The organism is Streptomyces sp. NBC_01451, assembly GCF_036227485.1.
GTDB lineage: Bacteria > Actinomycetota > Actinomycetes > Streptomycetales > Streptomycetaceae > Streptomyces.
In genome coordinates this window covers 3,993,049-4,018,130 of sequence record NZ_CP109479.1, presented here as the reverse complement: position 1 = coordinate 4,018,130, position 25,082 = coordinate 3,993,049, and the positions used below count along the sequence as shown (strand labels likewise).

Annotated in this window: 15 protein-coding genes; 10 read left to right on the top strand and 5 right to left on the bottom strand. The window is 68.9% G+C overall.

Features of this window, described 5'->3' with window-relative positions; translation table 11 throughout:
• Positions 1-293 precede the first annotated feature (293 nt).
• Positions 294-8,561, top strand: coding sequence for a ricin-type beta-trefoil lectin domain protein (locus tag OG595_RS17345; protein WP_329273092.1), 8,268 nt, complete (start codon positions 294-296; stop codon positions 8,559-8,561).
• Positions 8,554-8,748, top strand: coding sequence for a hypothetical protein (locus OG595_RS17340; RefSeq protein WP_329273090.1), 195 nt, complete (start codon positions 8,554-8,556; stop codon positions 8,746-8,748). Before OG595_RS17345 ends, OG595_RS17340 begins: the two co-directional genes overlap by 8 nt.
• Before the next feature lie 153 nt (positions 8,749-8,901).
• On the opposite strand, the gene OG595_RS17335 is transcribed toward OG595_RS17340, so the two are convergent.
• The 3 genes from OG595_RS17335 to OG595_RS17325 form a co-directional block, all read right to left on the bottom strand.
• Complete coding sequence (locus OG595_RS17335) at positions 8,902-9,915, bottom strand: hypothetical protein (protein ID WP_329273088.1); 1,014 nt, start codon at positions 9,913-9,915, stop codon at positions 8,902-8,904.
• A 376-nt stretch (positions 9,916-10,291) separates the two neighbouring features.
• Positions 10,292-10,873, bottom strand: a complete 582-nt coding sequence (locus OG595_RS17330; RefSeq protein WP_329273087.1) for an HD domain-containing protein — start codon at positions 10,871-10,873, stop codon at positions 10,292-10,294.
• Positions 10,874-10,886: 13 nt separating this feature from the next.
• Positions 10,887-12,017 carry a helix-turn-helix transcriptional regulator gene (locus tag OG595_RS17325; RefSeq protein ID WP_329273085.1) on the bottom strand — a complete coding sequence of 377 codons (1,131 nt, stop codon included), beginning with the start codon at positions 12,015-12,017 and terminating at the stop codon, positions 10,887-10,889.
• Positions 12,018-12,179: 162 nt separating this feature from the next.
• Between OG595_RS17325 and OG595_RS17320 the strand changes: the two genes are divergently transcribed.
• The 6 genes from OG595_RS17320 (at position 12,180) to OG595_RS17295 (ending at position 17,717) form a co-directional block, all read left to right on the top strand.
• Complete coding sequence (locus tag OG595_RS17320; RefSeq protein WP_329273082.1) at positions 12,180-12,710, top strand: ATP-binding protein; 531 nt, start codon at positions 12,180-12,182, stop codon at positions 12,708-12,710.
• Positions 12,653-12,877, top strand: coding sequence for a putative ATP-grasp-modified RiPP (tgmA, locus tag OG595_RS17315; protein WP_329273080.1), 225 nt, complete (start codon positions 12,653-12,655; stop codon positions 12,875-12,877). The genes OG595_RS17320 and tgmA overlap by 58 nt, the downstream gene beginning before the upstream one ends.
• Positions 12,874-13,851: an ATP-grasp ribosomal peptide maturase gene (gene tgmB, locus OG595_RS17310; RefSeq protein ID WP_329273077.1), complete on the top strand. Its 978-nt coding sequence runs from the start codon at positions 12,874-12,876 to the stop codon at positions 13,849-13,851. The genes tgmA and tgmB overlap by 4 nt, the downstream gene beginning before the upstream one ends.
• Positions 13,848-14,948 carry a methyltransferase domain-containing protein gene (locus OG595_RS17305; protein ID WP_329273075.1) on the top strand — a complete coding sequence of 367 codons (1,101 nt, stop codon included), beginning with the start codon at positions 13,848-13,850 and terminating at the stop codon, positions 14,946-14,948. Before tgmB ends, OG595_RS17305 begins: the two co-directional genes overlap by 4 nt.
• A gap of 360 nt (positions 14,949-15,308) precedes the next feature.
• Complete coding sequence (locus tag OG595_RS17300; protein ID WP_329273073.1) at positions 15,309-16,121, top strand: phosphotransferase family protein; 813 nt, start codon at positions 15,309-15,311, stop codon at positions 16,119-16,121.
• 174 nt (positions 16,122-16,295) lie between these two features.
• Positions 16,296-17,717, top strand: coding sequence for an ATP-binding protein (locus OG595_RS17295; RefSeq protein ID WP_329273070.1), 1,422 nt, complete (start codon positions 16,296-16,298; stop codon positions 17,715-17,717).
• Positions 17,718-17,797: 80 nt separating this feature from the next.
• On the opposite strand, the gene OG595_RS17290 is transcribed toward OG595_RS17295, so the two are convergent.
• On the bottom strand, positions 17,798-18,883 hold the full coding sequence (locus OG595_RS17290; RefSeq protein WP_329273068.1) for a saccharopine dehydrogenase family protein: 1,086 nt from the start codon (positions 18,881-18,883) through the stop codon (positions 17,798-17,800).
• Positions 18,884-18,996: 113 nt separating this feature from the next.
• Between OG595_RS17290 and OG595_RS17285 the strand changes: the two genes are divergently transcribed.
• Complete coding sequence (locus tag OG595_RS17285) at positions 18,997-19,995, top strand: helix-turn-helix domain-containing protein (protein WP_329273066.1); 999 nt, start codon at positions 18,997-18,999, stop codon at positions 19,993-19,995.
• A 168-nt stretch (positions 19,996-20,163) separates the two neighbouring features.
• A complete protein-coding gene (locus OG595_RS17280; protein ID WP_443073057.1) occupies positions 20,164-21,849 on the top strand; it encodes a cellulase family glycosylhydrolase in 1,686 nt (561 codons plus the stop codon).
• Between the two features lie 88 nt (positions 21,850-21,937).
• Here OG595_RS17280 and OG595_RS17275 read toward each other — a convergent pair whose 3' ends face one another.
• Entirely contained in the window at positions 21,938-24,928 is a 2,991-nt protein-coding gene (locus tag OG595_RS17275; protein WP_329273063.1) for a M36 family metallopeptidase, read from the bottom strand.
• Between the last annotated feature and the right edge of the window lie 154 nt (positions 24,929-25,082).

Below are 25,082 nucleotides of genomic sequence, written 5' to 3'. Positions count from 1 at the left end.
AACGCACGACCCCCCGTTTTGGACGGTTGGAGTATGTGCAAGCCACCCCGGCGAGATCAACACCCCTGTGCGGGCCGGGAGTAGGAGCGGTGTAAGCGATCGAGGGGTATGGCGATTCTTTGCCGTTCTTTGTGTGATTTTGGCGCGTGACATAGCTAACACAAACTTATGTGGTCTTGACGCGGATCTTCACTAGGAGTCAATTTCATCCCGTCATTGATCACCGTGTGCCATGCCTTTTCGGATGGCCTGCGGCACGGTGATACGGGGAAACGGGGAGAGGTCGGTCCACCATGCGTGGGGGCTTGTCGTGGTGCGGCAAAGGGTGGCTGACGGAGAGATCGCCGCGTGATCGGCTCCTGCGCCGAAGAGCGCGCCTTGGAGTCGTCGCCGCTCTGTTCCTCGCCCTCAACGTCACCTCGTTGCAGGGCGCCGTGGCGTTCGGCCCCGACAACGATGCCCGTACGACCGTCGAGTTGGACGATCTGCAGCAGACGGACGCCGTCCCGCTCGACGAGACCAAGACCGACAAGCTGGAGCAACTCGAAGCGCCCGCGCTGGAGAAGCTGACGGACTACACCCCGGCAGCGGTGGTCGAGGTCCCGGCGGCCGTCGACCTGGCCGCACCGGTCGCCGACGTGACCGCGGGCGGCGCCCCCAAGCAGGTCGCCGCCTCCGCCGACGGCACGCTGACCGTCGGCGTCACCGCGCCCGCGGGCGCGACGCAGGCGCAGGCCGACTCCCTTGAGGGTGCCTGGAACGTCACGGTGAAGCCCGAGACCGACGCGGTGGCCGCCGGTGCGCAGGGCCTGATGCTCCAGGTCGACGCCCCCGACGCCGCCACCGGCAACGCGGTCGTCCAGATCGACGCGACCCGCTTCGCCGAGACGTACAGCGCGCAGTGGCTGGACCGGCTGTCGTTCGCCCTGATGCCCGCCTGCTACGCGACCACTCCGGAGCTGGAGGAGTGCTCGACGGGTACCCCGGTGACCACCGAGGTCCAGCGCACCACCGACGAGGTCACCGTCTCGGTCGACGCGGGCGGCGACTCCTCCGGCTCCGACACGGACCCCGGTGAGGACGGCGCGACCGACGAGACCTCGGACTCCACGGCCACCACCAAGAACATCCAGGAGACCCTGCTCAACCTGACCGTCGACACCGCCGCCCTGGCATCGGTGTCCACGACGACAGCCACCTCCACGGGCACGAGCGCCTCCACCGCCGCCAGTACCGGCAAGGGCTCGGTCGACTCTGCCGTCTGGCGCGGCGACAGCCGGACCGGCGTGCGGCAGGTGGCCGACTCCTCCGCAGGCGGCCTCCTGGTCGGCACCTCCTACGGCGCCGGCTCGGGCGGCGACTTCGCCGCGACCCCGCTCTCCTCGGCAGGCACCTGGTCGCAGGGCGGTTCGTCGGGCGCCTTCACCTACGCGTACACGATGGCGGGCCCGCAGGTCCCCTCCGGCCCATCCCCGAACGTGACGCTGAGCTACAACTCGCAGTCCTCGGACGGCCGTACGTCGGCAACCAACAACCAGGTCTCCGGGATCGGCGAGGGCTGGGACTACAACCCCGGCTCGATCACCCGCACGTTCGTGGCCTGCGCGGCGGACACATCGGGCGCGAACAACGACAAACACTTCACCGGCGACCAGTGCTGGGGCTCGAACAACGCGGTGCTGACGCTCAACGGCACCACCACCGAGCTGGTGCGCAGTGACGCCGACGGCACCTGGAAGACCTCCCGCGGTGACAACACCCGTGTGGAACTGCTGACTTCGGCTGACTACAAGCTCATCACCGGCATCGACAGTTCCAACAACGGTGACAACAACGGGGAGTTCTGGCGGGCCACCACCAGCGACGGCACCCAGTACTACTTCGGCATGAACCGCCTGCCGGGCTGGACCTCCGGCAAGGAGGAGACCAAGTCGGTCCTGAAGGTGCCGGTCGCGGGCAACCACCCCGGTGACGCCGCGAAGAACGTACCTGCGGACCCCTGCTACGCCACCAAGTTCGAGGACTCCTTCTGCGACCAGGGCTGGCGCTTCCAGCTCGACTACGTCGTCGACCGCAACGGCAACGCGATGTCGCTGTGGTGGGACAAGGAGACCAACGCCTACGCCAGGAACAACAAGGAAGCCAAGGCGGTCGAGTACGACAGGGCCGGCTACCTCTCCCGCATCGACTACGGCCAGCGCTCGAACACCCTCTACTCGGCCGAGCCGCTGGGCCGGATGAAGTTCACGGCGCAGGAACGCTGCTTCGAGAAGGACGGCGACTGGAAGTGGAACTGCTCCGACGCCAACTTCGACTCCAAGCAGTCGTACCTGACCCGTCCGTGGTTCGACACCCCCGCCGACCTCGCCTGCAAGACGGGCGCGAAGTGCTCGACGTACGCCCCCACGTTCTGGTCGCGCAAGCGCCTGGCCACGGTCACGGCGTGCGCCCAGCGAGAGCAGGGCGTCAAACTCACCGAGTACAACTCGACCGACGACACGGGTGCCCGTAACGCCTGCGGCATCGACGACTCGACGTACGGCACCACCGCCCTCTCGAAGGTGGACTCCTGGAGCCTCGCCCAGTCGTTTCCCTGGGGCCTGACCGGCGAATACACGGCCCTCTGGCTGGAGTCCATCACCCGTACCGGCTACGCGGTCGACGGTTCGACCGACCGCCTGAACCCGGTGGTCTTCGGCCGCAACAAGCTCGTCCTGCCCAACCGCGTCAAGAAGGCCACGGGCGACACCGACCCCCTCTTCGGCAGGCTGCGCATCCAGGACGTGGTCTCCGAGTACGGAGGCCGCACCCACGTCACGTACCTGGCGCCCGAGGACGCCTGCGCGACCGGCGCCGACTTCCCCGACGTCGACAAGAACACGCTGCGCTGCTACCCGGCCTACTGGCACGCGGACGGCGAGCTGACCGACAAGCGGATCTCCTGGTTCCACAAGTACGTGGTCGGGTCGATCACCGAGTACGCGCAACTCGCGGACGCGACAGACGTCACGACGACCTACCAGTACGAGACGAACACCACCGACAAGACGGTCGGTGCCCTGTGGGCCAAGAACCAGGCGGAGTTCTCCCGCCCGAAGACCCGCACCTGGGACGACTGGCGCGGCTACCCGGTCATCGCGACCATCTCCGGCGTCCCGTCGGCCCCGGACGGCAGCGTCGCCGCAAAGTCGGTCACCCGCTACTTCCGGGGCATGAGCGACGACGTCCTGAAGGACGAGACACCGACGAACCCGAAGGACGACGTCAAGCGCTCCTTCATGTTCAAGGACGTCACCGGCGCGGACATCGCGGACGACCGCAAGGCGTACGCGGGCATGGTCGCGGAGTCGCTGACCTACCCCGACTCCAACGCCGCCACGTCGTCGGGCTGGCTGTCCCGCACGGTCAACTACCCCGACGCGCCAGTCCGGTTGGCCACCCGTGACCGGACGGACGGTCCGGATGTGGTCTCCGAGCGGGTGACCCTCGACACCGTCAAGACGATCACCAAGTCCTCGGGCACCCGGCCGGGCGACTCGGCGCCGCTGCGCACGGTGAAGACGCAGACCGAATACGACTCCTACGGTCTGCCGACTGTGGTCCGCGAGTACGGCGACGAGGCGAAGACCACCGACGACTCGTGCACCCGCACGTCGTACGTGAACAACGACTCCACCGGCACAAACGGCGTCTACCTGATCGGCCTGGTCAGCCAGACGATCACGACGACCGGCACGAGCACCTGCTCGGCCTCCCTGTCCGCGTCGACGGCCACGACCCTCGTCACCGGCTCGCGTGTGTACTACGACGGCTCCACCGACCTGGGGGCGGCGCCCACCAAGGGGCAGTCGACGCGTACCGAGACGCCCACGGGAGCGGGCACGGGCTGGGAGACCACCAACCCCGAGTCGCGGACGACGTACGACGACTTCGGCCGGGTCACCAAGGTGACGGATCCCAGCGGGCTGACCAACCTCACGACCTACACGCCTGACTCCGGCCAGGTCTACGAGATCAAGACGGTCCAGGGCACCCAGCTCGACAGCGCCGGCGCGGAGACGGGCCCCGTCTCGATCACCAAGGTGGAGCCCGGCCGAGGGGCGACCCTGACCTCGACCGACGCCAACAACCGGGTGACGTCGTTCACGTACGACCCGCTGGGCCGCACCACGGCGGCCTGGGGACCGACCCAGTCGGCCACGGACGACCCCGACGCGAAGTACACGTACAACACGGTCGAGGGCAAGCCGGTGTCCGTGGTCTCCGAGTCGCTGCAGGACAACCCGACCAGCGCGAAGGACGACGGTGTGTACACCGAGTCCACCGCGATCTACGACGGCCTGGGCCGCGAACGCCAGTCCCAGACCCCGGCGGTGGGCGGCGGCAAGCTCATCACCGACACCTTCCACAACGCGGCCGGCCAGGTCAGCTTCACCCGTAATGCCTACTACATGGCGGGCGACCCCGGCACCGACCTGATCGTCCCCGTCTCCGAGTCCCTCGTCCCCAACGCCACCACCTACACGTACGACGGCCTGGGCCGCGTCCTGACCGTCACGCCCGTCCACCACTCCTTCCCGCAGACGGGCCTGGAGTACGAGGACGGCACCGCCAAGGTGAAGACCACGGACCGCCGCACCCGCTACGAGTACGGCCTCGACTACACGATCGTCCGCCAGCCGAAGGGCACCCCCGGCTCCCGGGTGTGGACGGACGCCCTGGGCCGCACGGTCCAGCAGGACACGTACAGCGACACGACGCTGACCGAGGCCGGCGCGATCAGCACGACGTACGACTACGACCTGCGCGGCGACATGACCACGTCCACGGACGAGGTCGGCCACACCCGCACCTGGAAGTACGACGCGCTCGGCCGGGTCACCGACACCACCGACCCGGACACCGGCACCACGCACACCGACTACGACGCCTACGGCCGGGTGGGCACGGCGACCGACGGCCTCGGCGGGAAGCTGGCGTACAGCTACGAGCGCTACCACCGGGTCTCGGAGGTCAAGTACACCGCGCCGGGCGGCACTTCGGGCACCACGGTCCAGTCGTACGGCTACGACTCGGCGCCCGGCGGCAAGGGCCAGCTGGCCTTCGCGACCCGCTACAACGACGGCGGCAAGGCGTACAAGACGTCGATCGCCGGCTACACGGCGGACTACCAGCCGACGTCGATGACCCTGACCCTCCCCGACGGCACCACCTCGGGCACGACCACGGACGGCTTCAAGACCAACTACACGTACGACTACACGTACAACGACGACGGCCAGCTGGAGAGGTACACGACTCCGGAGGCCGGCGGACTGACCGCCGAGACCGTGATCAACCGCTACAACGCGGCCGGACTCCCCACCACCGTCTCCGGCCGGGACTGGTACGTCGCCGAGACGTCCTACTCGCCCTACGGCCAGGTCATGCGCTCCACGGTGGGTGAGGTGGGCCACCGCGTCTGGCAGGACAACTCCTTCGACGAGTCGACCGGCGAACTGCTCACCAGCAAGCTCGTCCGCGAGAACGCGACCGACACCAGCATCACCGGCAACACGGTGAGCAGGCGCTCCTACGGCTACGACCCCTCCGGCAACATCCTTTCCGTCGCGGACAAGGTGGGCGATGGAGTCACGGACCAGCAGTGCTTCACGTACGACACGCTGGGCCAGCTGAGGACCGCCTGGACCACGCCGAGTGGCGGCGCCTGCACGGCCGCCGGCAAGACGACGGCCGAGCCGGTGTACTCCGACGGCAAGGTCAACGTCTCGTCCAACAACGATGGTTACTGGCAGTCGTACGACTACGACGTGCTGGGCAACCGGAAGACGAAGACGGTCCACAAGGCGGACCCGACCTTCACCACGGCCGGCGCCCGGGTGACCACGAGCGACGTGGCCACCGTCTACAACTACGGCAAGAGTGACGACCCGGCGGTCAAGAACGACCAGCCGCACACCCTGACCTCGTACGACGCGACGAGCTATACCTCGGCCGGGGCCGAGGTGAAGACCCGCTCCACGCAGACGTACGACGCGGCGGGCAACCTCATCAACCGCACCACCGGCGGCGACACGTCCCAGGGCCTCACCTGGACATGGGACGGCCAGATCGAGACGGTGACCGGCTTCGGCCCGGACGGCTCCGGTCCCTGGCTGGGCACGTCCGACATGTGCATGGACCTCGCAGGCGGCAACCCCGCGGCCGGCAGCGTCATCCAGATCTACGCCTGCAACGCGTCCAAGGCACAGAACTTCCGCCTCAAGGCCCTCGACGCCGACAACAACGGCACCGTCGAGAACGCGGCGGTCGGACAGTTCGTGGTCGCGGGTGCCTGCGCCCAGCCGACCAGCGCGGCGGCGGGCGCGGCGGTCCAGGTCCAGCCCTGCAACAAGGACACGGCGACGCAGCTCTGGGAGGTCCAGGACACGGGCCTCCTCAAGCTCAAGGGCACCACCCTCTGCATGAACGCCCCGTCGACCGCGAACAGCACCGACCTGGTCCTGGCGACCTGCTCGGCATCGGCGACGGGCCAGGTGTTCAAGCCGGCCTCGAAGACGACGTACGTGTACGACGGCATGGGCAACCGCGTACTGGAGCGCTCGACCGCCGGTGCGGTCCTGCACCTGCCCGACACGACCGTCTCCCTGACGGTGTCGGGCAAGGTCCGCTCGGCGGAGCGCACCTACGGCCACGGCGGCGCCCCCACGGTGACGCGCTTCCGTGAGGCGTCCTCCACGACGGGCGCCAGCGAACACCTCTTCGCCCAGGCGGTCGACAACAACGGCACCCCGCTGGCCGAGGTCCGGCTGGACGGCGGCCAGGCAGTACGGGTGACGAAGAAGGACCCGTGGGGCGACGACCGCAAGGCGTACAACACATCACGATCGAGGACGGCGTACGCGACGGGTGACGCCGACAGAGCGGCGGGCCTGGTCCACCTGGGCGCCCGGGAGTACGACCCGGCGACGGGCCGCTTCATCTCGGCGGACCCGGTCCTGGACCAGAGCGACCCGCTCCAGGCGAACGGCTACTCGTACGCCAACAACAACCCGGTCACGCACTCGGACCCGAGCGGTCTCACCTCGTCGGCGTCGAGCTTCGACGCGTCGATCGCCGCGCTGGACGCGAAGATCGCCGACTTCCAGCGCACCCTGTCGACGTCGATCGGCGACGTGATCCTGTCGGTCGGCTGGGCGGTGTTCAAGGAGTTCATCGGCTGGAACGACGTGGTCGGCTGCTTCTCGCAGGGCGACCTGTGGGCGTGCGGCAGCCTGCTGATGGACGCGATTCCGTGGACGAGCGTCTTCTCCAAGGGCAAGAAGATGTTCAAGGCGTTCAAGGCGACGATGGGCGCCGTGAAGGCATGGAAGGCAGCCAAGGCCGCCGCGGAGATCGGCCTGAAGGCGGCGAAGGCGGCCAAGGCCGCACTGATCAGAGCGAAGAAGGCAGCGGAGGCCGCGGCGGCGGAAGCCAAACGCAAGGCAAGGGAAGCGGCGAAGGCGGCGGCGGAGGCCGCAAAGAAGAAGGCCCACACGGGTTCGAAGGGCGCAAGAGGCAACGCCCCGCAGGTCAAGGCCCGCAAGTCGGCCCAGGAGAAGGGGTCTTCGGGCGGGGGACGGGCGGAGAACAAGTCCGGTGGGTCGCGGGGTGGTTCAGGCCGGGACGACTCGGGCGGAGGCACCAGCTCGGGGGGCAGTTGCTCCAAGGGCGAACAGAGCAACAGCTTCACTCCTGAGACCCGGGTCCTGATGGCCGACGGTTCCACCAAGGCGATCAAGGACGTCAAGGTCGGCGACAAGGTGATGGCCACCGACCCGGAAACGGGCCAGACCGAGGCGGAGGTAGTCACCGCCGAGATCAAGGGCGAGGGACTCAAGCACCTGGTCAAGGTCACCATCGACACCGACGGCAAGAAGGGCTCGAAGACGGCGGAGGTCACCGCGACCGACGGTCACCCGTTCTGGGTACCCGAACTCGGCGAATGGATCGATGCAACCGACCTAAAGGCCGGCCAGTTGCTCCAGACAGGCACCGGTGCCCGAGTCCGGGTCGCAGCGATCGAGCGGTGGACGGCGCCAGATGCCACCGTTCACAACCTCACCGTCAGCAGCCTGCACACCTATTACGTACTCGCGGAGACCACACCGGTCCTCGTCCACAACTGTGGCGGGCTCATGCCGGGACACGCCGATGAGTGCGGGTGTAACGGTGTCGGTGACGACATCATCTACAAGGACGTCCCCAAGGCCTACGAAGATGTCGACGCCCCGCCCGCCACTTCTGTGTCAAGCCGTGATATCCACGGAACACTGGCCTCCGCCGACGACCAAATGTCTGAAGCCGACATCCAGGACCTCATGTCGAACGCGGATCGTGTTCTCTGGCAAGGGAGTGGAGACAACCTGGCGCGCGTGTATCTGAGACGGGCCTCTAACGGCACACACGACGCCGCTATCCGTAGGTTCGCAGACGGTGGCCCGATCACCAGCTTCCGAAATCTGACGGAATCATCGTTGCAGGGACGGCTGAACAGCGGAAGGTGGTTCGACCATGGCTGAGATGAGTTCTGACCCGACGTGCTGTTTCTGCTACGGCATCATCCAGAGCACCGAGGATCCGTTCGCCATGAGGATCAGGGTGGGCCTGCTGTCCGGTGATCTCAACCAGACTCTTTACGCACACTCGACGTGCTTTAAAGAGCGTCTGCACGCGGACCTTGATTTCTGGTGGGAGTACTCGGATTGAACACGGCAAGCCGTGGTGAGATCTGAGTCGTTTCGATCGTGGCAGCGATAGCCACGCGCGCTTCGGGAGACCCGATCGATGGCCGGTCGGGGCTTCTGAATTTTGATCAGTCACGAGTCCCGTCGGGCCGAGGCTGCCATTCAGCCGACGGCCTCAGGCGCGCTGAGGTGTCCGCATCCCGGCGCGAACCTCGGCGGCCAGGGTGTGCACAGCCAGATCGAGGCGATGTTCTGGCTGCCGAGACATTCCCGGCCCGCTCCGACACCCCCGGCACAGCCCACCCGGCAAAGCCTCCGGCCGCCCCGGCACCCCGCAGTTGGTGCACTCCACCAGCAGGGTGCGCCGGGGACCAGGAGCCGCAGTAGCCGGCGGTACGACGACCCGCTCGGGCGGCATCTTGTCGAGCAGCCGCCTCCGCACGAACCCCCGGGGTGAGTGCACGCTGTCCGGCAGCCCGGCGACGAGGGCGCCGGTGAGCAGTTCGGGCGTCGCCCCCCGGACCAGCCAGTCGGCGGCCAGTTGTTCCAGGGCCGCGCAGTCGGCGGCGGACAGGGCGAGGCGGGGCTCCCGGAGGCCGAGCCGGGCGAGGGTGTCGTACGCGGTGGAGGGACCCGGATCCCGGTCGGGGCGTGGTGAGTTGACTGTCCGGGTTGGTGCGGCGCCGATCTCTTCCGGGTCTTCGTCGGCTGCCAGGGGCTCCTGGGGGCCGGTCTCCCGGACCTCGGCGGCTCCCGGCGTCGCTGCGGGCGCCTCGCGCGTCACGTCACCCTGGAGGAAGGTGGCCCACCATTCGTTGTCACGTGCGGTACGGGACCAGTAGGTGTGGAAGACCCAGCGGGTGCCACTCACGCCTTCACCGGACGGGACGCTCTGGCGTACCCGGCGCAGATGACCGGCCACGCCGAGTTCGTTGAGGGTGGTGCGCACCGCTGCCTGGCCGTACAGGGGCTGCGACTTGGCGATGGTCTTGGCGTCCATTGCCGCGTTCTCGCAGAGCCGGTCCAGGAGGCTCGCCAGGTAGGCGGCGCGGGCTGGGAGGTGGTCGAAGTCGCCCTTGCGGGGCGGTGACTGGCCCGGGGCGGAGCGCTTGCCGAAGCCGGGTTTGGCCATGGGGTGGGCTTGGGCTGCGGGGGCGGGCAGGGCAGCGATAAAGTCGTCGTACGCCACGAGATCTCCATGAGGATCTTGTCGGTCAGACCCCGGCGGGTGTTGGTAGCACCCGGCCGGGGTTGTTTATTGTTGCGAACGGTAGACCGTCACCACGGCGCGTCGCAAGCCGGTCACCAAAAGTCATATCCGCTGGTATAGGCGCCAGTTGAGAAGCGCGGGGGACCGGGGGAGGGTGGGAGGGTGGGTTCAACTTACCGCCCATTCCATACAAAAGGGGCTCGGATCTCGGCGCCTGGAGCTCGGGGCTCAGTCTTCGCCGGATTGCGGGTGCGAGGGGTGTGGGGGAGAGGGCGCGGACGTCGACTCGGACACGGGAACTCGGGCCCTGAACTCCGAGCCTCGAACTCATAGCCCCAAACTCCGAGCCCCGAACTCAGCTCTGCTTCTCTCCGAGGGCTACGCGCAGCCAGTCCAGGGAGCCCGTCGCGAGTACCGCGTCGGCGAGTTCGTTGGCCGACCTGGTGGTGAGCCTGGCGCGGCTGTTGTCGATCCAGCGCTGGGCGTTCTCGTAGCCCTGGGCCTTGTACTCGATGCCCTGGATCATGCACTCCAGCTTGTCGGCATCCCGGGCGCAGATCGCTTCGGCGGACTCCTTCGCCTCGTACTCGGCGACGAGTTCACGCACGGCGGAGGCCAGGATCTCGGGCATACCGGCGACCTGGTCGGCGGTGACGGCCTGTGGGTCGGCCCCGGTGGCGTACTTCTTGCCGAGGTGGTTCACGTCGCCGGTACGGGTCTCCTGGGAGTCGTGCCACACGGCGAGGTGGGCGGCCCGCGCGGGGTCGGCGCCTTCGAGCTTCGCGATGATCGACGCGAGGAGCGCGGTGCGCCAGGAGTGCTCGGCCACCGACTCCGGGTCGCGTACGCCGGCCATCCACCACCCGGTGCGCTTGGTCTGCTTCAGCGTCCCCGCCTCGTACAGGAAGCGCGCCACCGCGGTCAGGTCTTCAGCCACCGTCGGGCTCCTCTCACGCCTCGGCGAGGCGGATCGCGTACCGGATGCTCTCCAACTCCCGGCGCCCGCGCGCCGACAGCTCCCGGCTATCCAACATCACCGGCAGCCGGTCGCGCAGGGCACGGCCCGCCGCACCGGATCGCAGCAGGTTGGGCCGGACCTGGAGCAGGGACCACACGGAGTGGATGTTGAGGTCGACGTAGCCGTGATGCGGGGCGAGCCCTTGAGTGAGGTGGGTCAGCAGCTTGTCACCCGGCCACGGTCCGGGGGCGCGAGCGGCGATGAAGTCGTCACTCAACTCCAGGTGGGCGGTCTCGCCGATCCAGTACGCCCAGTAGTTCAGGTTCGCGGCCTCGCCGGCCTCGTCATCGGTGAGGGCGGTGTGGATGAAGTGACTCATACGGTCCCGGTCTCCTCGCCGGGCCGAGACAGCGGCGACGGAACGGGAGTTGAGCCACCGCGTGAGCCAGTCACCGGGGCGTTCGGCGGCCTGCTGATGGGCGAGCCACTCCGTCGTGTCGGGCTGGTCGTCGTACCCGGAGAGATACAGCGCCTGGCGGCGGAGGAGGAACTGGCCCTCGCCACGAGCCTGCTCGGCGGTACGTCGCATCTGCGCGAAGAAGTATGTCCGTTCGGAGGCTGACAGTTCCGGCCCGGCAGGGGCAGGTCCTCGGCGTCTGCGAGGTGCGGCGGGCAGGTCGCGGACGGGCTGGGGCGGTACGTGGTTGAGGGGCCACGCAAGTACCTCGACGAGGTCGCGCTGCATCACCCAGGCCCCGAGCGGGCTGTCCTCGACCCCGGTGGCCTCTTCGTCGAGGGCTCCTGCAAGGAGTACGTCCGCCTCAAGGGCACGGTCGAGAGCTTGGAGAAGCGCAGGTACGGTGCCCAACTGCATCAGCCGGTGCCGGTGCACGAGCATCTGCCCGACCGGTACGGCGGTCAGCGGGCGGCGGCCCGACTCCCACCCCGCGATCGTGTCTGCGGACACCCGTAACTGCTCAGCCACTTCCTCCTGGGTGAGGCCCAACTGCTCTCGTATGCCCCGGAAGACGTAGCCGGAAATGACGCCCCCACGCGGGCGCCCGGGTGTTCCCTGACCGCTGGTCAGGGTTTGTCGCGAACTCGACCGCATACACAGCCCCATTCCCGTGTGTTCGCAGCAAGCCACTTGTACTCGCGGTCACTTCAAGCAGTGATCGCGGCTCTCTACCGTCGTATGCATCACCGGACGAGCCTAGTGGGGCAGCAGCCCTGAGGGCCGGTGACAAGGCCACACGGAACGCGAGCACCCCCGAGGGACGCGACGATGACCACGACGGCTGCATCAGCATCAGTAGGACCACAGCGTTACCAGGAGCGGTATGCGGCGAGGCCGGAAGCCGCCAGGCAGGCCCGCCGGGACATAGCCCAAGTTCTGGAGAGCTGGGGCCTCTTTCACCTGATCGAGGTAGCCGAACAGATCGTCACGGAACTGTTCGCCAACGCGCTGGAGCACACAGACGCGGCAACGATCGGCACCTCCATCACCCAGACCGGCGAGGAAACGGTACGGATCGTCGTCACGGACACCTCCCGCGCCTCACCTACCCCGGCCGGGCCGTCCTGTGACGCCGAAAACGGGCGCGGCCTTCTCCTTGTGGACGCGCTCGCCCACGACTGGGGAAGCGAGCCGGTCCACGGCGGGAAACGGGTGTGGGCCGAACTGCGCGGGGGTGGTCCGTTGTTCCCCGCGCTGGACGGTGAAATCCCGCTCACCACCAATCAAACTACGGAGGAACCATGCCCACGACAGTCATCCCCTTCGGCGCTCGCGCCGAGCGCACCCCGTACGCCGTGACTCTGGAGGCAGGGTCATTCGCCTACGACCCGGTACGTCAGGTCAACGTCCTGGCCGACGGCTCCGGTTCGCTGTGGAGCCGGTGCACCTCCCTGGCGGGGAGCTGCACGAACACGAACTGGGACAGTAAGAACGACGACACGTCCGACCCGTACGCGATGCGGTGACGCAGCGTCTGTCCGGCGGCCCGGTGCTGGTCGTCACCAAGGAACTGGACCCCGCGGCGGACCTGGTGGTCGACGAACTGACGATCCGGAATGTGCCGGTGATGAGGTTCGACATGGGCGACTTCCCGCAGACCATGTCCCTGTCCGCCGAGCACGCCGTAGCACCTTGGGCGGGCGTCCTGAGCGACGAGTACCGATCCGTGCGGCTGGAGGAGGTGAGAGCCGTCTACTACCGGCGGCCCCGCCTTCCCTCCGTATCCGAGGAACTGCAAGAACCCCACCGCACATGGGCGAACGAGCAGGCACTGGCAGGCCTGCTCGGCACGCTGTACGCACTGCCGGTGACCTGGGTCAACCGGCCGGACGTGGACGGCCTTGCCTCCCACAAGCCGGGACAACTCCCGGTGGCGGCTGCGCACGGGCTGCGTACGCCCCGCTCGCTGATCACCACCGACCCTCAGAGGGCCCGGAGGTTCTGCCGGGAGTTGGGCGGCCCGGTGATCTGCAAGCCGCTCATGGGCGGCCCGTTGGAGTACGCGGACGGCCGCCGCACCGGAGTGCCGACGACATTGATCGACCCTGACACCATCGACGAATCCGTCTCCCTGACGGCGCACCTGTTCCAGGAGTGGATCCCCAAGTCCCATGAGGTGCGGCTGACCGTCGTGGGCACGGACATGTTCGCGGCCGAGATCCACGCGGGTAGCGACACCTCCCGAGTGGACTGGCGCAGCGACTACGACGCCCTCACCTATGACGTGTGCGATGTGCCGCACGACGTACGGGCGGGTGTGCTGGGCTGGCTGAAGCACTTCAGTCTCAGCTTCGGGGCGTTCGACTTTGCCGTGACTCCGTTCGGTGACTGGGTGATGTTTGAGTGCAACCCGTCCGGAGAGTGGTCCTGGATCCAGAACAAGACCGGCCTGCCCATCGCCCCGCACATCGCTGACCTACTCGCCAAGGGACGACCATGACGACGCACACCGAAGAGCGCGCCGCCGAACTGCGTGCGGCACTGGCCGACACTCTGGAGGCCGACGGCCAACTGACCGACCCCACCTGGCGGAAGGCATTCGAGACTGTACCGCGCCATGCGTTCGTACCAGAGTTCTGGACCCTGGCTGACGGCGCGCAGCGGCTCGTGTCGGCAGCCCATCCCGACTGGCTCGACCTGGTGTACACGGATGACGCGCTGGCGACCCAGATGACGGAGGGCGTGGCCACGTCGTCGTCCACCGCACCGGGCCTGATGCTTGCCATGCTCCAGGCGCTGGATGTGGCCGACGGCAATCGGGTGCTTGAGGTGGCCACCGGGACCGGCTACAACGCGGCACTTCTGGCGCAGCGGTTGGGCAGCGACCAGGTGGTAACGGTGGAGGTCGACCCTGTGCTGGCACGGCTGGCGGAATCGCGGATGCAGCACCTCGGATACTCGTCGCTTGTCGTCACTGGGGACGGCCGCGACGGCTATCCGGGCCGTGCACCGTACGACCGGCTGATCGCAACCTGCGGTTTCTCCACGATCCCGACGGCCTGGCTGGAGCAGGTAAAGCCCGGCGGACTGATCGTGTGCCCTTTGGGCTGGGGCACTGTGAGCCTTGTCGTCGGCTATGACGGCCGTGCCGAGGGGCGATTCCTGCCGGGAGGCTCGTACTTCATGGCCGCTCGTGACACCGGCACCACCGGTATCCCAGCGCACCCCGGCAGGCCCAGTCCGACGAGCGGTCGGTTGACCGGCCTGGATCTCACCACCGTCGCGGAGGACGACGCGTTCCGCTTCGTACTCTCCTTGGTCGCGCCCGAGACGGCCTTCGCATCAGAGCACGACGACACCGGCCATGTGACGGCCGTGGAACTGTGGGCTGCTGACGGCGCATGGGCGCGCACCGAGGGCGGGACCGTACGACAGGCAGGGCCGCGCCTTCTGTGGGAGGCGGTGGAGGCCGCGCACGCGCTGTATCGCGAGAACGGCCGTCCGGGCCGTGAGCGCTTCGGCGTGACCGTGACCGCCGAGGAGCAACGCATCTGGCTGGACGCGCCCAGCTGTCCTGTGCCACGCGCCCAGTCGTGATGCAGCCCGATCTTCCCCACCTACGACGGGCAGCCGGACCGACTCTCCGGCACCTGCCGGGTTTGCGGCCCGATAGCGAAGGCCTACCAGACCGCGAGGGCACCACTGGAGAACTACTGCCAACATCGTGAAGTAGTAACGACATGACCGCTGTCGCTGTCGAAATCGCATCCCCGCCCGCCAAGAGGGCCGAACCCGTCGGCATGGTGGTCTTGGTGGTCGTCGAGGACGTTGAGGAGTTGACCGTGGCGGCATCCCCGGCTGCGGCGACGACAGCCCGTACCAGTAACAACGCCCCTGGTGGCCCCGCGCAGCCTTCGTGCCGTGTGGGGTCGTCCCCATCTCTGTATAAGTGCAACCATGCCGACCGACCGCATCGACTTTGCCGACCTGCCCGACGATGTCCAGGGCTCCGTACTCGCCCGCACCGGTCCGCTCCTGAGCGTCGAAACCGTGTCGTCCGGCTTCAACTCAGCCATCTCCGCGCGACTGACGACCGAGAAGGGCGAGGTGTACGTCAAGGGGTTGCCCGCAGATCACCCCCGCGTATGGACGCAACAGCGAGAGGCAGCCGTCGGCCCGTACATGAGTGGGATCTCTCCGCGCGTGCATTGGCACCTCAGGGCCGGCGGATGGGACCTCGTCGCCTTCGACGCACTCGACGGCCGCCACGCCGACTACGCCCCCGGCTCGGAGGATCTCCCGCTCGTCGCCGAGACTCTGGAACGGCTGTCGGGGCTGCGCGCACCGGACGGTGTGGAGCTGAAGGAAGCCGGACACCGGCTGCGTGAGCACGCGCCTGACGCAGTTCTCGTGCACTTCAGCGGAGACACCCTCTGCCACACCGACCCAAACCCCGCCAACATCATGGTCGGTCAGGGACGGGCGTGGCTTGTCGACTGGGCATGGGCCACCCGAGGAGTCGCGTGGCTGGATGCCGGGTACTGGGTCGTCTGGCTGATCGCCGAGGGTGGCCACACACCCGGGAGCGCCGAGCAATGGGCTTCACGTGTCCCTGCCTTCCGCGAGGCCCCCGAGGCAGGGCTGAACGCGTTCGCTCGGGCCAACGAAAGCGTCTGGACCGAGATCGCCGAGGAGTCCCCCAACCCCTGGACCCAGGCCGTCCACTCGGCTGCCAAGGAATGGGCCGCTCATCGTGTACGGACGGCCTGACTGCGTGTGGCTGAGCGCCCCGTTCCATCGCGAATGTGGCCGCGAGACCGTTCGGCCATCGACTGCGCCAACGAAACGGGAACTCGGGGCCTGAACTCCATACAGGACCGTTGGCAAGATGGTATCGATAGCGATAGTATCGCTACAGATACTATTCTCCATGAAAGTCTTCTCATGCGTCGCTTTATCGGTCGTGACCGCGAGCTGCACGTGCTCGGCACCGCCCTGCAGGCCGTCGGCGACGCCGCCGCCTCCGTGAAACCGGGCCAGTGCATCCTCATGCGCGGGAGGCGACGGGTCGGCAAGTCCAGCCTCGTCGAGGAGTTCCTGCGGCGTACCGAGATGCCGTACCTCTTCTTCACGGCGGCCGGTGGCACCGCCGAGGACGAGCTGACGGAGCTGCTCGACGCCGCCGCCCGGTCCACCCTGCCGGGGCGGGAACTGTTCGCGGAGGAGGCCCCGACCCAGTGGAACGCGGCCTTCAGGCTCCTCGCGGAGATCCTGCCCGACGACCGCCCGAGTGTGGTCGTCATCGACGAGGTCCCGTATCTCATGGACCGCATCGACGCTTTCGAGGGCATGCTGCAGCGGGCGTGGGACCGCCTGTTCAGCCGCAAGCCGGTGCTTCTCCTCCTCGTCGGATCCGACCTGTCGATGATGGAGGCGCTGAACAGCTACGACCGCCCCTTCCACCAGCGAGGGAAGGAGATGGTCGTGGGGCCGCTGAACCCGGCCGACATCGGCGAGATGCTCGACCTGGAACCGGCAGCCGCCTTCGACGCCACCCTGATCACCGGCGGTCTCCCGCTGATCTGCGCGGAGTGGCGGCCCGGGTCGGACGTGTGGGAGTTCCTCCGCGACTCGCTCGACAACCCGATCTCGGCACTGCTGGTCTCCGCCGAGCGCTCACTGGGCGCGGAGTTTCCTCCGCAGGCGATGGGCAGGGAGGTCCTGCGGGCCATCGGCAGCGGCGAGCGGACCTTCACCAACATCGCGCGTGCCGCCGGCGGCATCTCCCACAGCACTCTCACCCGCGCCGCTGACGTCCTGATCGACAAGCGGGTGGTCGCGGCCGAACTGCCGCTGTCGCTAAGGCCGTCGAAGGAACGCCGTTACCGAGTCGCCGACCCCTACCTGCGGTTCTGGCTCGCGTTCCTGGATCCGCACATGGCGGAGATCGAGCGGATGCGGGGAGATCTCACGCTGAGCCGGATCAAGGAACAGTGGACGAGCTGGCGTGGCCGCGCGATCGAACCCCTGGTCCGGGAGTCCCTCGCCCGACTCCTCCCGGACGGGGAGCTGCCCGCCGCCCCAGCGATCGGCGGCTACTGGACCCGCGCCAACGACATCGAGATCGACCTCGTGGGCGCCGACCGACAGCCGGTGGCGAAGCAGTTGCTCTTCCTGGGGTCCGTGAAATGGCTGGAGAACTCCGCGTTCGACAGCCACGACCTCGCCGCGCTGCAGAAACACCGGGCGGCGATCACCGACGAGCCCGTACCGCTGGTGGCGGTCTCCCATAACGGGGTCAGCTGTTCCGGACACCAGGCCGCGTACGGTCCCGAAGAACTGCTCGGCGCCTGGCGCGCGACCTGAGAGGATCCCGGCCGGGTGCGGGTGCGGGTGCGGGTGCGGGTGCGGGTGCGGGTGCGGGTGCGGGTCCGACCCTCCGTCCCCTACCGGAACAGCTCCACCGAGATGTGCCCCGACCCGGACAGCGCGCCCAGGAAATCGCCCGCGTCGAAGGCCGCCCCGGCCGACGCGACACCGACCGCCCGCGTACGTCCCGTCAGGACCCGTGCCACCGCCTCCACCGCCAGCGGTGCGCTGACCGCGTAGATGTCCCGACCGCGCGCCACCGCGCGCCGTTCCGTGCCGCCGGACCGTACGACGACGTCCACGACGAAGGTCTGCGCGGACCGCCCGTCCTCGTCGACCGCGACCGGTGCCGGGGTGTCCGGGGCCGACAGTTCCCTGGCCGCGTCCGCCGCCATGTAGCCGCGTACCTCGGGAATGGTCAGGTGGCTGGGGACGGTGACGACGTCGGCCATCGAGAACTCGCCGAACACCTCCCGCGGCCCCATCGGGTCCGGGAAGGGCCACTTCAGGGTCGGCAGCGCGTCGTCGTGGTACTCCAGCCGGCCTCCGCTGTAGCGGACCCGGCGGCCGTTCCTGCGGTCCCGGGAGACCGCGCCCGCGGTGCGCGTGCCGGCGGTGGGGTGCCAGCTGCTCAGGCCGTACGCGATGTGCGCCTCGTCGGCCGACGTCCAGTCGCCCATCGCCGCCGTGACCAGCAGGTCACTGAGGCCGCCGAAGAAGGCCATCGCGGGGATCACCAGGGCGTTCGCGGCACGCGCACGCTCCGCGAAGTGCGTGAACGTGTCGAGGTTGGCCTCGATCTCCGCCGCCACGTCCACATACGGGATCCCGGCCCGCAGCGCCGCCTCGATCACCGGTGCCGCGGTCGCCGCGAACGGCCCGGCGCAGTTGATCACGGCCGCCGTACCGGCCAGCGCCCGGTCCAGCGACCCCGGGTCGTCCACCGAGGCGGGCCGGGCATCGAGCCCGGGGTGCGACGCGGCCAGCTCCCGCAGCTGCTCCGGGTCCCGCCCGGAGAGGATCGGCACGAACCCCCGGTCCAGCAACTCCGCCACCACGAAGCGCCCGGTGTGCCCGTACGCGCCGAACACCACGACAGCCTGCCCCGATGCCGATGCCGATGCCGATGCCGATGCCGATGCCGATCCAGATACCGAACCCATGACTTCTCCCCGTTGAATCCGAGTGATCATCCGCTGATCTGCTGTGACCATCCTGGCGGCGGGAGTCGGTACGTACGAGTGTCCGGAACGACATGTCCCGTACAGTTCCGGACATGGAAACGGGTACGAGGAAGGTCGCCATCGCCCTCACCGGCGGCATGCTGCACTTCGAGCTCGGCATCGCCTACGAGGTCTTCGGCTCCGATCTCACCCACCTGGTCGACCCCTGGTACGACGTCGCCCTCTGCGGCCCGGGCCCGATCCGCGCCGGCAGATTCCTGCTGGAACCCGACTCCGGACTCGACCGCCTCCCGTACGCCGACACGGTGATCGTCCCCGGCTGGGCCGACGTCGACCAGGAGCCGCCCGCCGAACTGGTCGAGGCGGTGCGCGCGGCCCACGAGGCGGGAGCGCGTGTCGCCTCCCTGTGCACGGGCGCGTTCGTGCTGGCCGCCGCCGGGCTGCTGGACGGGCGGCGCGCGACCACGCACTGGGCCCACACCGATGTCCTGGCCGCCCGTCACCCCGAGGTGGAGGTCGATCCGGACGTCCTCTACGTCGACAACGGCAGCGACAGAGGCCGTGTCCTCACCTCCGCCGGCAAGGCGGCCTCGATGGACCTGTGCCTGCACCTCGTACGGCTCGACCACGGCTCGGCGATCGCCAACACCGTCGCCCGCCGCCTCGTCGTACCCCCGCACCGGGCCGGCGGGCAGGCGCAGTTCGTCACCGCGCCGGTGCCCGCCCAGGACGACCATCCGCTCGCCGACCTGTTCCCCTGGGCGATCGAACGGCTCGACCGCCCGCTGACCGTGGAGGACCTGGCCCGCCGGGCGAACATGAGCTCGCGCCACCTGGGCCGCCACTTCCGTACGGTCACCGGCACCACCCCGCTGCAGTGGCTGCTCACCCAGCGGATCCGGCGCGCCCAGGAGCTGCTGGAAGCCACCGGCGACAGTGTCGACGCCATCGCGGAGGCCGTCGGCATGGGCACCGCCACGACCCTGCGCCGCCACTTCAACCGCACGATCGGCGTGCCCCCGGACGCGTACCGCCGTACCTTCCGCAGCACGCGGTCCAGTTCGCGGTCGGGTTCGCGATCCAGTCTGTGAGTCGGTTCGCGGTCCGGTGCGTGATCCAACGCGGGACGGTGTGCGGGATGATGCGCGAAACCTTGACGTGTCCCTGTCGCAGTGGGTACATGGGAGCGCTCCCACATTTCCGCTCCCGTGTTCCTTCTGATGCTGAAGTCTTCTTCGCGCTCACTTTCTGGAGTCGCAGTGAGAATCGCACCGAGAACAACGAAAAGCACGACACGAAAGAGCCCCCCAACCGTCCTGCTGACCGCCCTGGTCACCCTTCTCGGGCTCCTGGCCCTCGCCCTGGCCCCGACCGCCGCCCAGGCGCAGGCCGAGTCGCCCCGCGCCCTGGCCACCGGCCTCCACATCTCCAACGGGCGTCTTCTCGAGGGCAACGGCAACGACTTCGTGATGCGGGGCGTCAACCACGCCCACACCTGGTACCCGACCCAGACCCAATCCCTCAGGGACGTCAAGGCGTTGGGCGCCAACACCGTCCGCGTCGTCCTCGCCGACGGGCACCGCTGGACCAAGAACACCGCCGACGACGTGGCCGCCGTCGTCGCGCAGTGCAAGGCCAACCGCCTGATCTGCGTACTGGAGGTGCACGACACCACCGGCTACGGCGAGGAGGCCGCCGCCGGGACACTCGACCAGGCCGCCGACTACTGGATCGGCCTCAAGAGCGTGCTCGCCGGCCAAGAGGACTACGTCATCATCAACATCGGCAACGAGCCCTGGGGCAACACCGATCCGGCAGGCTGGACCGCCCCCACCATCGCCGCCGTGCAGAAGCTGCGTGCCGCCGGCTTCCAGCACACGATCATGGTGGACGCGCCCAACTGGGGCCAGGACTGGCAGGGCGTCATGCGCGCCAACGCCCAGTCCGTGTACAACGCCGACACCACCGGCAACCTGATCTTCTCCATCCACATGTACAGCGTCTTCGACACGGCGGCGGAGATCACGGACTACCTGAACGCCTTCGTCACGGCCAAACTCCCCATCCTGATCGGTGAGTTCGGCGGTCCGGCCGACCAGTGGGGCGATCCGGACGAGGACACCATGATGGCTACCGCCCAGCAGCTGAAGCTGGGTTACCTGGCCTGGTCGTGGAGCGGGAACACGGACCCGATCCTCGACCTGTCGATCGGCTTCGACCCGAAGCAGCTCAGCACCTGGGGCCAGCGCGTCTTCAACGGTGCCAACGGCATCGCCCAGACCTCCAAGGAGGCCACGGTCTACGGCGGCGGCACGGGCACCGACACCCAGGCCCCGACCGCCCCCGGCGCGCCGACCGCGTCCGCGACCACCGCCACGTCCACCACCCTGACCTGGGCCGCGGCGACCGACAACGTTGCCGTCACCGGCTACGACGTCGTCCGCGTCAACGGCACCACGGAGACGGCAGCCGCCTCCTCCACCACCAGTACGGTCACGGTGACCGGCCTCACCGCGGCCACCGCGTACACCTTCGCCGTGTACGCGCGGGACGCCGCCGGCAACCGTTCGCCGCGCTCGGCCACGGTGAACGTCACCACGTCCCCGGGCGGTGGCACCCCGGGAGTCAGCTGCTCCGTCGCCTACCGGGTCGTCGGTGAATGGCAGGGCGGCTTCCAGGGTGACATCACCCTGCGCAACACGGGCACCGCCGCCCTCACCAACTGGACGCTGGCCTTCAGCTTCGCCAACGGCCAGACCATCAGCAACATGTGGGGCGGAACGCCCACCCAGAGCGGCGCCAACGTGAGCGTCGTACCCGCCTCCTACACGGCCACGATCCCCGCCGCGGGCTCGGTCTCGGTCGGCTTCATCGGGGTGAAGGGGGCGACGAACGCGGCGCCGACCGCCTTCACCCTCAACGGCACTGCCTGCACGGCCACTTGATACCTGCCGAATACCCGCCTACGACCAGAGGGCGGCGTTCCGTCTCCGGAACGCCGCCCTCCGGCCCGCTGGTCGGCCGCTGTGTCCGTCAGTCCTGGTGGGGTGTGCCGTGCACGACGAGCTCGGTCATGTCCAGGTACTCACAGCCCGAGGGGCCGGGGTCCTGCGCGCAGTCCACGCCGTTGTCGACGGCCTGGTTGCCCAACATCGTCACGCGGACGTACCGGACGTTCCGCTCGGTGCCCGTGGTGAGCGGCACGGCGTTCTCCCGGCCGGTGTCGGCGGGCCCGAAGTGGCCCTCGGCGGCGGTGGCCCAGGTGGTGCCGTCCGGGGAGGTCTCGATCCGGTAGTCGCCGAGGGACGCCGTCAGGTCGTCCCCGCAGCCCGACGTCGGGTCGACGCGCAGGTCGCTGACGTCCACGGCCGCGGGCAGCCGTACGGTGTTGTGGACCGGGTCGATCCCGGTGCCGTCGGTGCCGCCCTTGGCGTCCGAACCCCAGACGTTGGCCGACATGTCGATCAGACCTGCCGGTCCGCAGCCGAAGTCGCTGTAGTCGGCGCCGCTGAACTCCGCGACCTCGGCGCCCCCGGAGGACGCCGACCAGTTCCGGCGCACCGCCCAGTCGGCGGCACCGGAGGTGACGGTGAGCGTGCGGATCTGCGGTTCGTACCCGTTGCCGCTCGCGTAGACCTTCCGGTACGTGCCCTCGGGGACGTTCCGGATCGCGTACGTGCCGTCCGCCGCGCTGACGGCGGAGAGGTCGGCGCCGGGGAAGCCGGAGGCGTGGCCGCTGATGCTGACCGTGACCCCGCTCACCGGGGTGCCGGACTCGTCGTCGGTCACCTTGCCGGTGAGCGTGACCACCGGGGTGTCCGGGCCGGGCGGCAGGGAGAAGTCCTCGTCGGGCCGGGTGTCGTCGCCCGTGAGAGCGGCGGCGAACCAGCCCATGCCCCGCTTGGCGAACACCTGCCAGATGCGATCGTGCGCCCGCCCGCCGTCGACCACGGTGTCGGCCTGAAGGATGGCGTTCCGCTGGTCGAGGAAGGACGGGTTGACCGGCGACAGCTCCATCGCCCGGGTGACGAGCGACTCGGTGAGCCGGCTGCCGAGCGCGTCGCGGAGGTCCCAGAGCGTCTCGCCCCAGATCTCGCCGTCGCCGTGCACCTCCGGACCGCGGGCGGCGATCTTCCCGTAGTCACCGTAGGTGTAGCCGCCGGGGCCGGCCCCGGCCGTGCCGTGGCACCTGGCCGACGTGGAGCCGACCGGGCAGTCCAACGCCTGCGAACGCGCGGGGAGTTCGTCGCTCCAGCCGGGCGCGTCGAGTGTCACGTCCCCGTCGGTGCGCCCGTTGTCCTTCAGCAGGCCCTCGTTGTTGAGGAAGTCGAGGGCGTACCAGTCGCTCCACGCCTCGCCCATGGCCCCGGACTGCTGGCTGTTGAGGGCGGGGACACCGTCGGCGTCGGTGACGAGGCGGTGGGACAGGCCGTGCGTGTACTCGTGGTAGACGGTGGCCGCGTCGTCGCCGAAGTTGCCCTGCAACACGTTGTAGCCCGGTATGGAACCGGTCAGGTACATCTGCATCGTCGGCGCCTGGCCGTCCGGCGGCGTACCCATGTTGGCGTTGTTCAGGTGGTCCTCGTCGGGCATCCCGTCCTTGATGGCCGCGCCGTCGTCCGTCTGCGCCTGTACGGCGTCGCCGTCCCGGCTGTCGAAGTTGCCGGCGGCCCGGGTGAAGCCGATCGGACCGGCTTCCAGGTGGTCGTGGAAGGTGCCGAGGAAGTAGTAGACCTGCGCGGCGTTCTGCTCGCGGTTGGTCTGCCAGGAGTACGGCGTCTTCTGGTCCCACGAGCAGGGCAGCGGGGTGCCGCAGCCGTCACCGGTGAACGGCTTGAACGGGAAGGAGAACGTCCCGTCGGCCGCCGGGGCGACCTCCTCGCCCGGGTCCACCTTGTTGTTGTCGTTGACGTCGCTGTAGACGTGCCCGACCGGCCCGTCGAGGGTCTGCGCGCCCTCGGGGAGCCAGCCCCGGGCGGTCAGATGGCGGGTGTGCTGCTTGCCGCCGGACCGGGCACCCGGGTACTGGTCCCAGACCAGCACCTTGCCGGTCTGCCGGAGCGTGCCCGCCGAGGACGCGTTCGGCGACTGCTCGCCCGACTGCGCGGTGGACGAGGTCGCGGACTGCGCGGGTGTCAGGTCGGAGGACAGGTTCTGCCGGTACAGGACCCGGCCGGTGACCGCGTCGACCACGTGCAGCCACATGCCCTGGCCGTCCGGCGTCGTGACCGTCCGCCACGCACGTCGGGCCGTGCCGCCCGGCGCCGCGTACACCACCTGCTTGGCGGTGTCGGAGGCGTCGACGCTCACGTCCGCGCCGCCCGCGATGTCGCGAACCGCCTTGCGCCGGGCGTCGGTTCCGGTGATCCTGGCGGGCGCCAGCGCGGACGGCAGCTTGCGCACCGGGGCACCGAGGACGCTGATCAGCCGTCCGTCGCGGGCGACGTTGGCCTTGACGCCGTTGCCGAACACCGGGACACCGTCGACCGACTGGACGAACGACAGGTGACGTATCCCGGCGACATCGGTGTACTGCTTGCGCAGGGTGAGCCCGCGGACCTGGTCGGCGGTGAGCCCGAACACGTCGGGATGCGCCCGCAGATACCGCCGGGCGATGTCCTCCGGGTCGGCGCCACTGGCCGACGTCAAGTACCCGTCGAGCCGGGCGACCTGGCGCGCCGTACCGGTGGCCGGGTCCAGTTCGAGCACGCCCTGCGCGCCGAGCTGCTTGCGCAACTGCCTTACGCCGGGCCGCTGTTCGGCCTGCGTCAGCCGGGCGTCGGTCCGCGCCAGCGACTGCTGCGAGGGTATGGGCGGCAGCCCATCCGTCGTCGGGGAGCCCGCCGGGGTGTCCGACGCGGTGCTTGACGTCGTGCCTGACGGGGAGTCTGCGGCGGGGCGGCCCGCCGGATCGCCCGGGGCCGCGTTCGCACCGCCGGGCAACAGAGCGACGGCCAGCGAGAGGCCGGCCGTCGCGGTGAGTATGGTCGCGCGCGTTCCGCGCGAGAAGGGGGCTTTCGCCATGGTGCGCCTCGTGGGGGGTGAGGTTCAACGACCGCATGGAGCAGCCGAGTTGTGCTGCCCAAACCTCTCAGGACGCACAGCACAACAGGAAGCCTGAAAGTTTGATGTTCACAGGAGTCTCACAGGCCACATCTCTTCGCGCTCAGCACCGGGG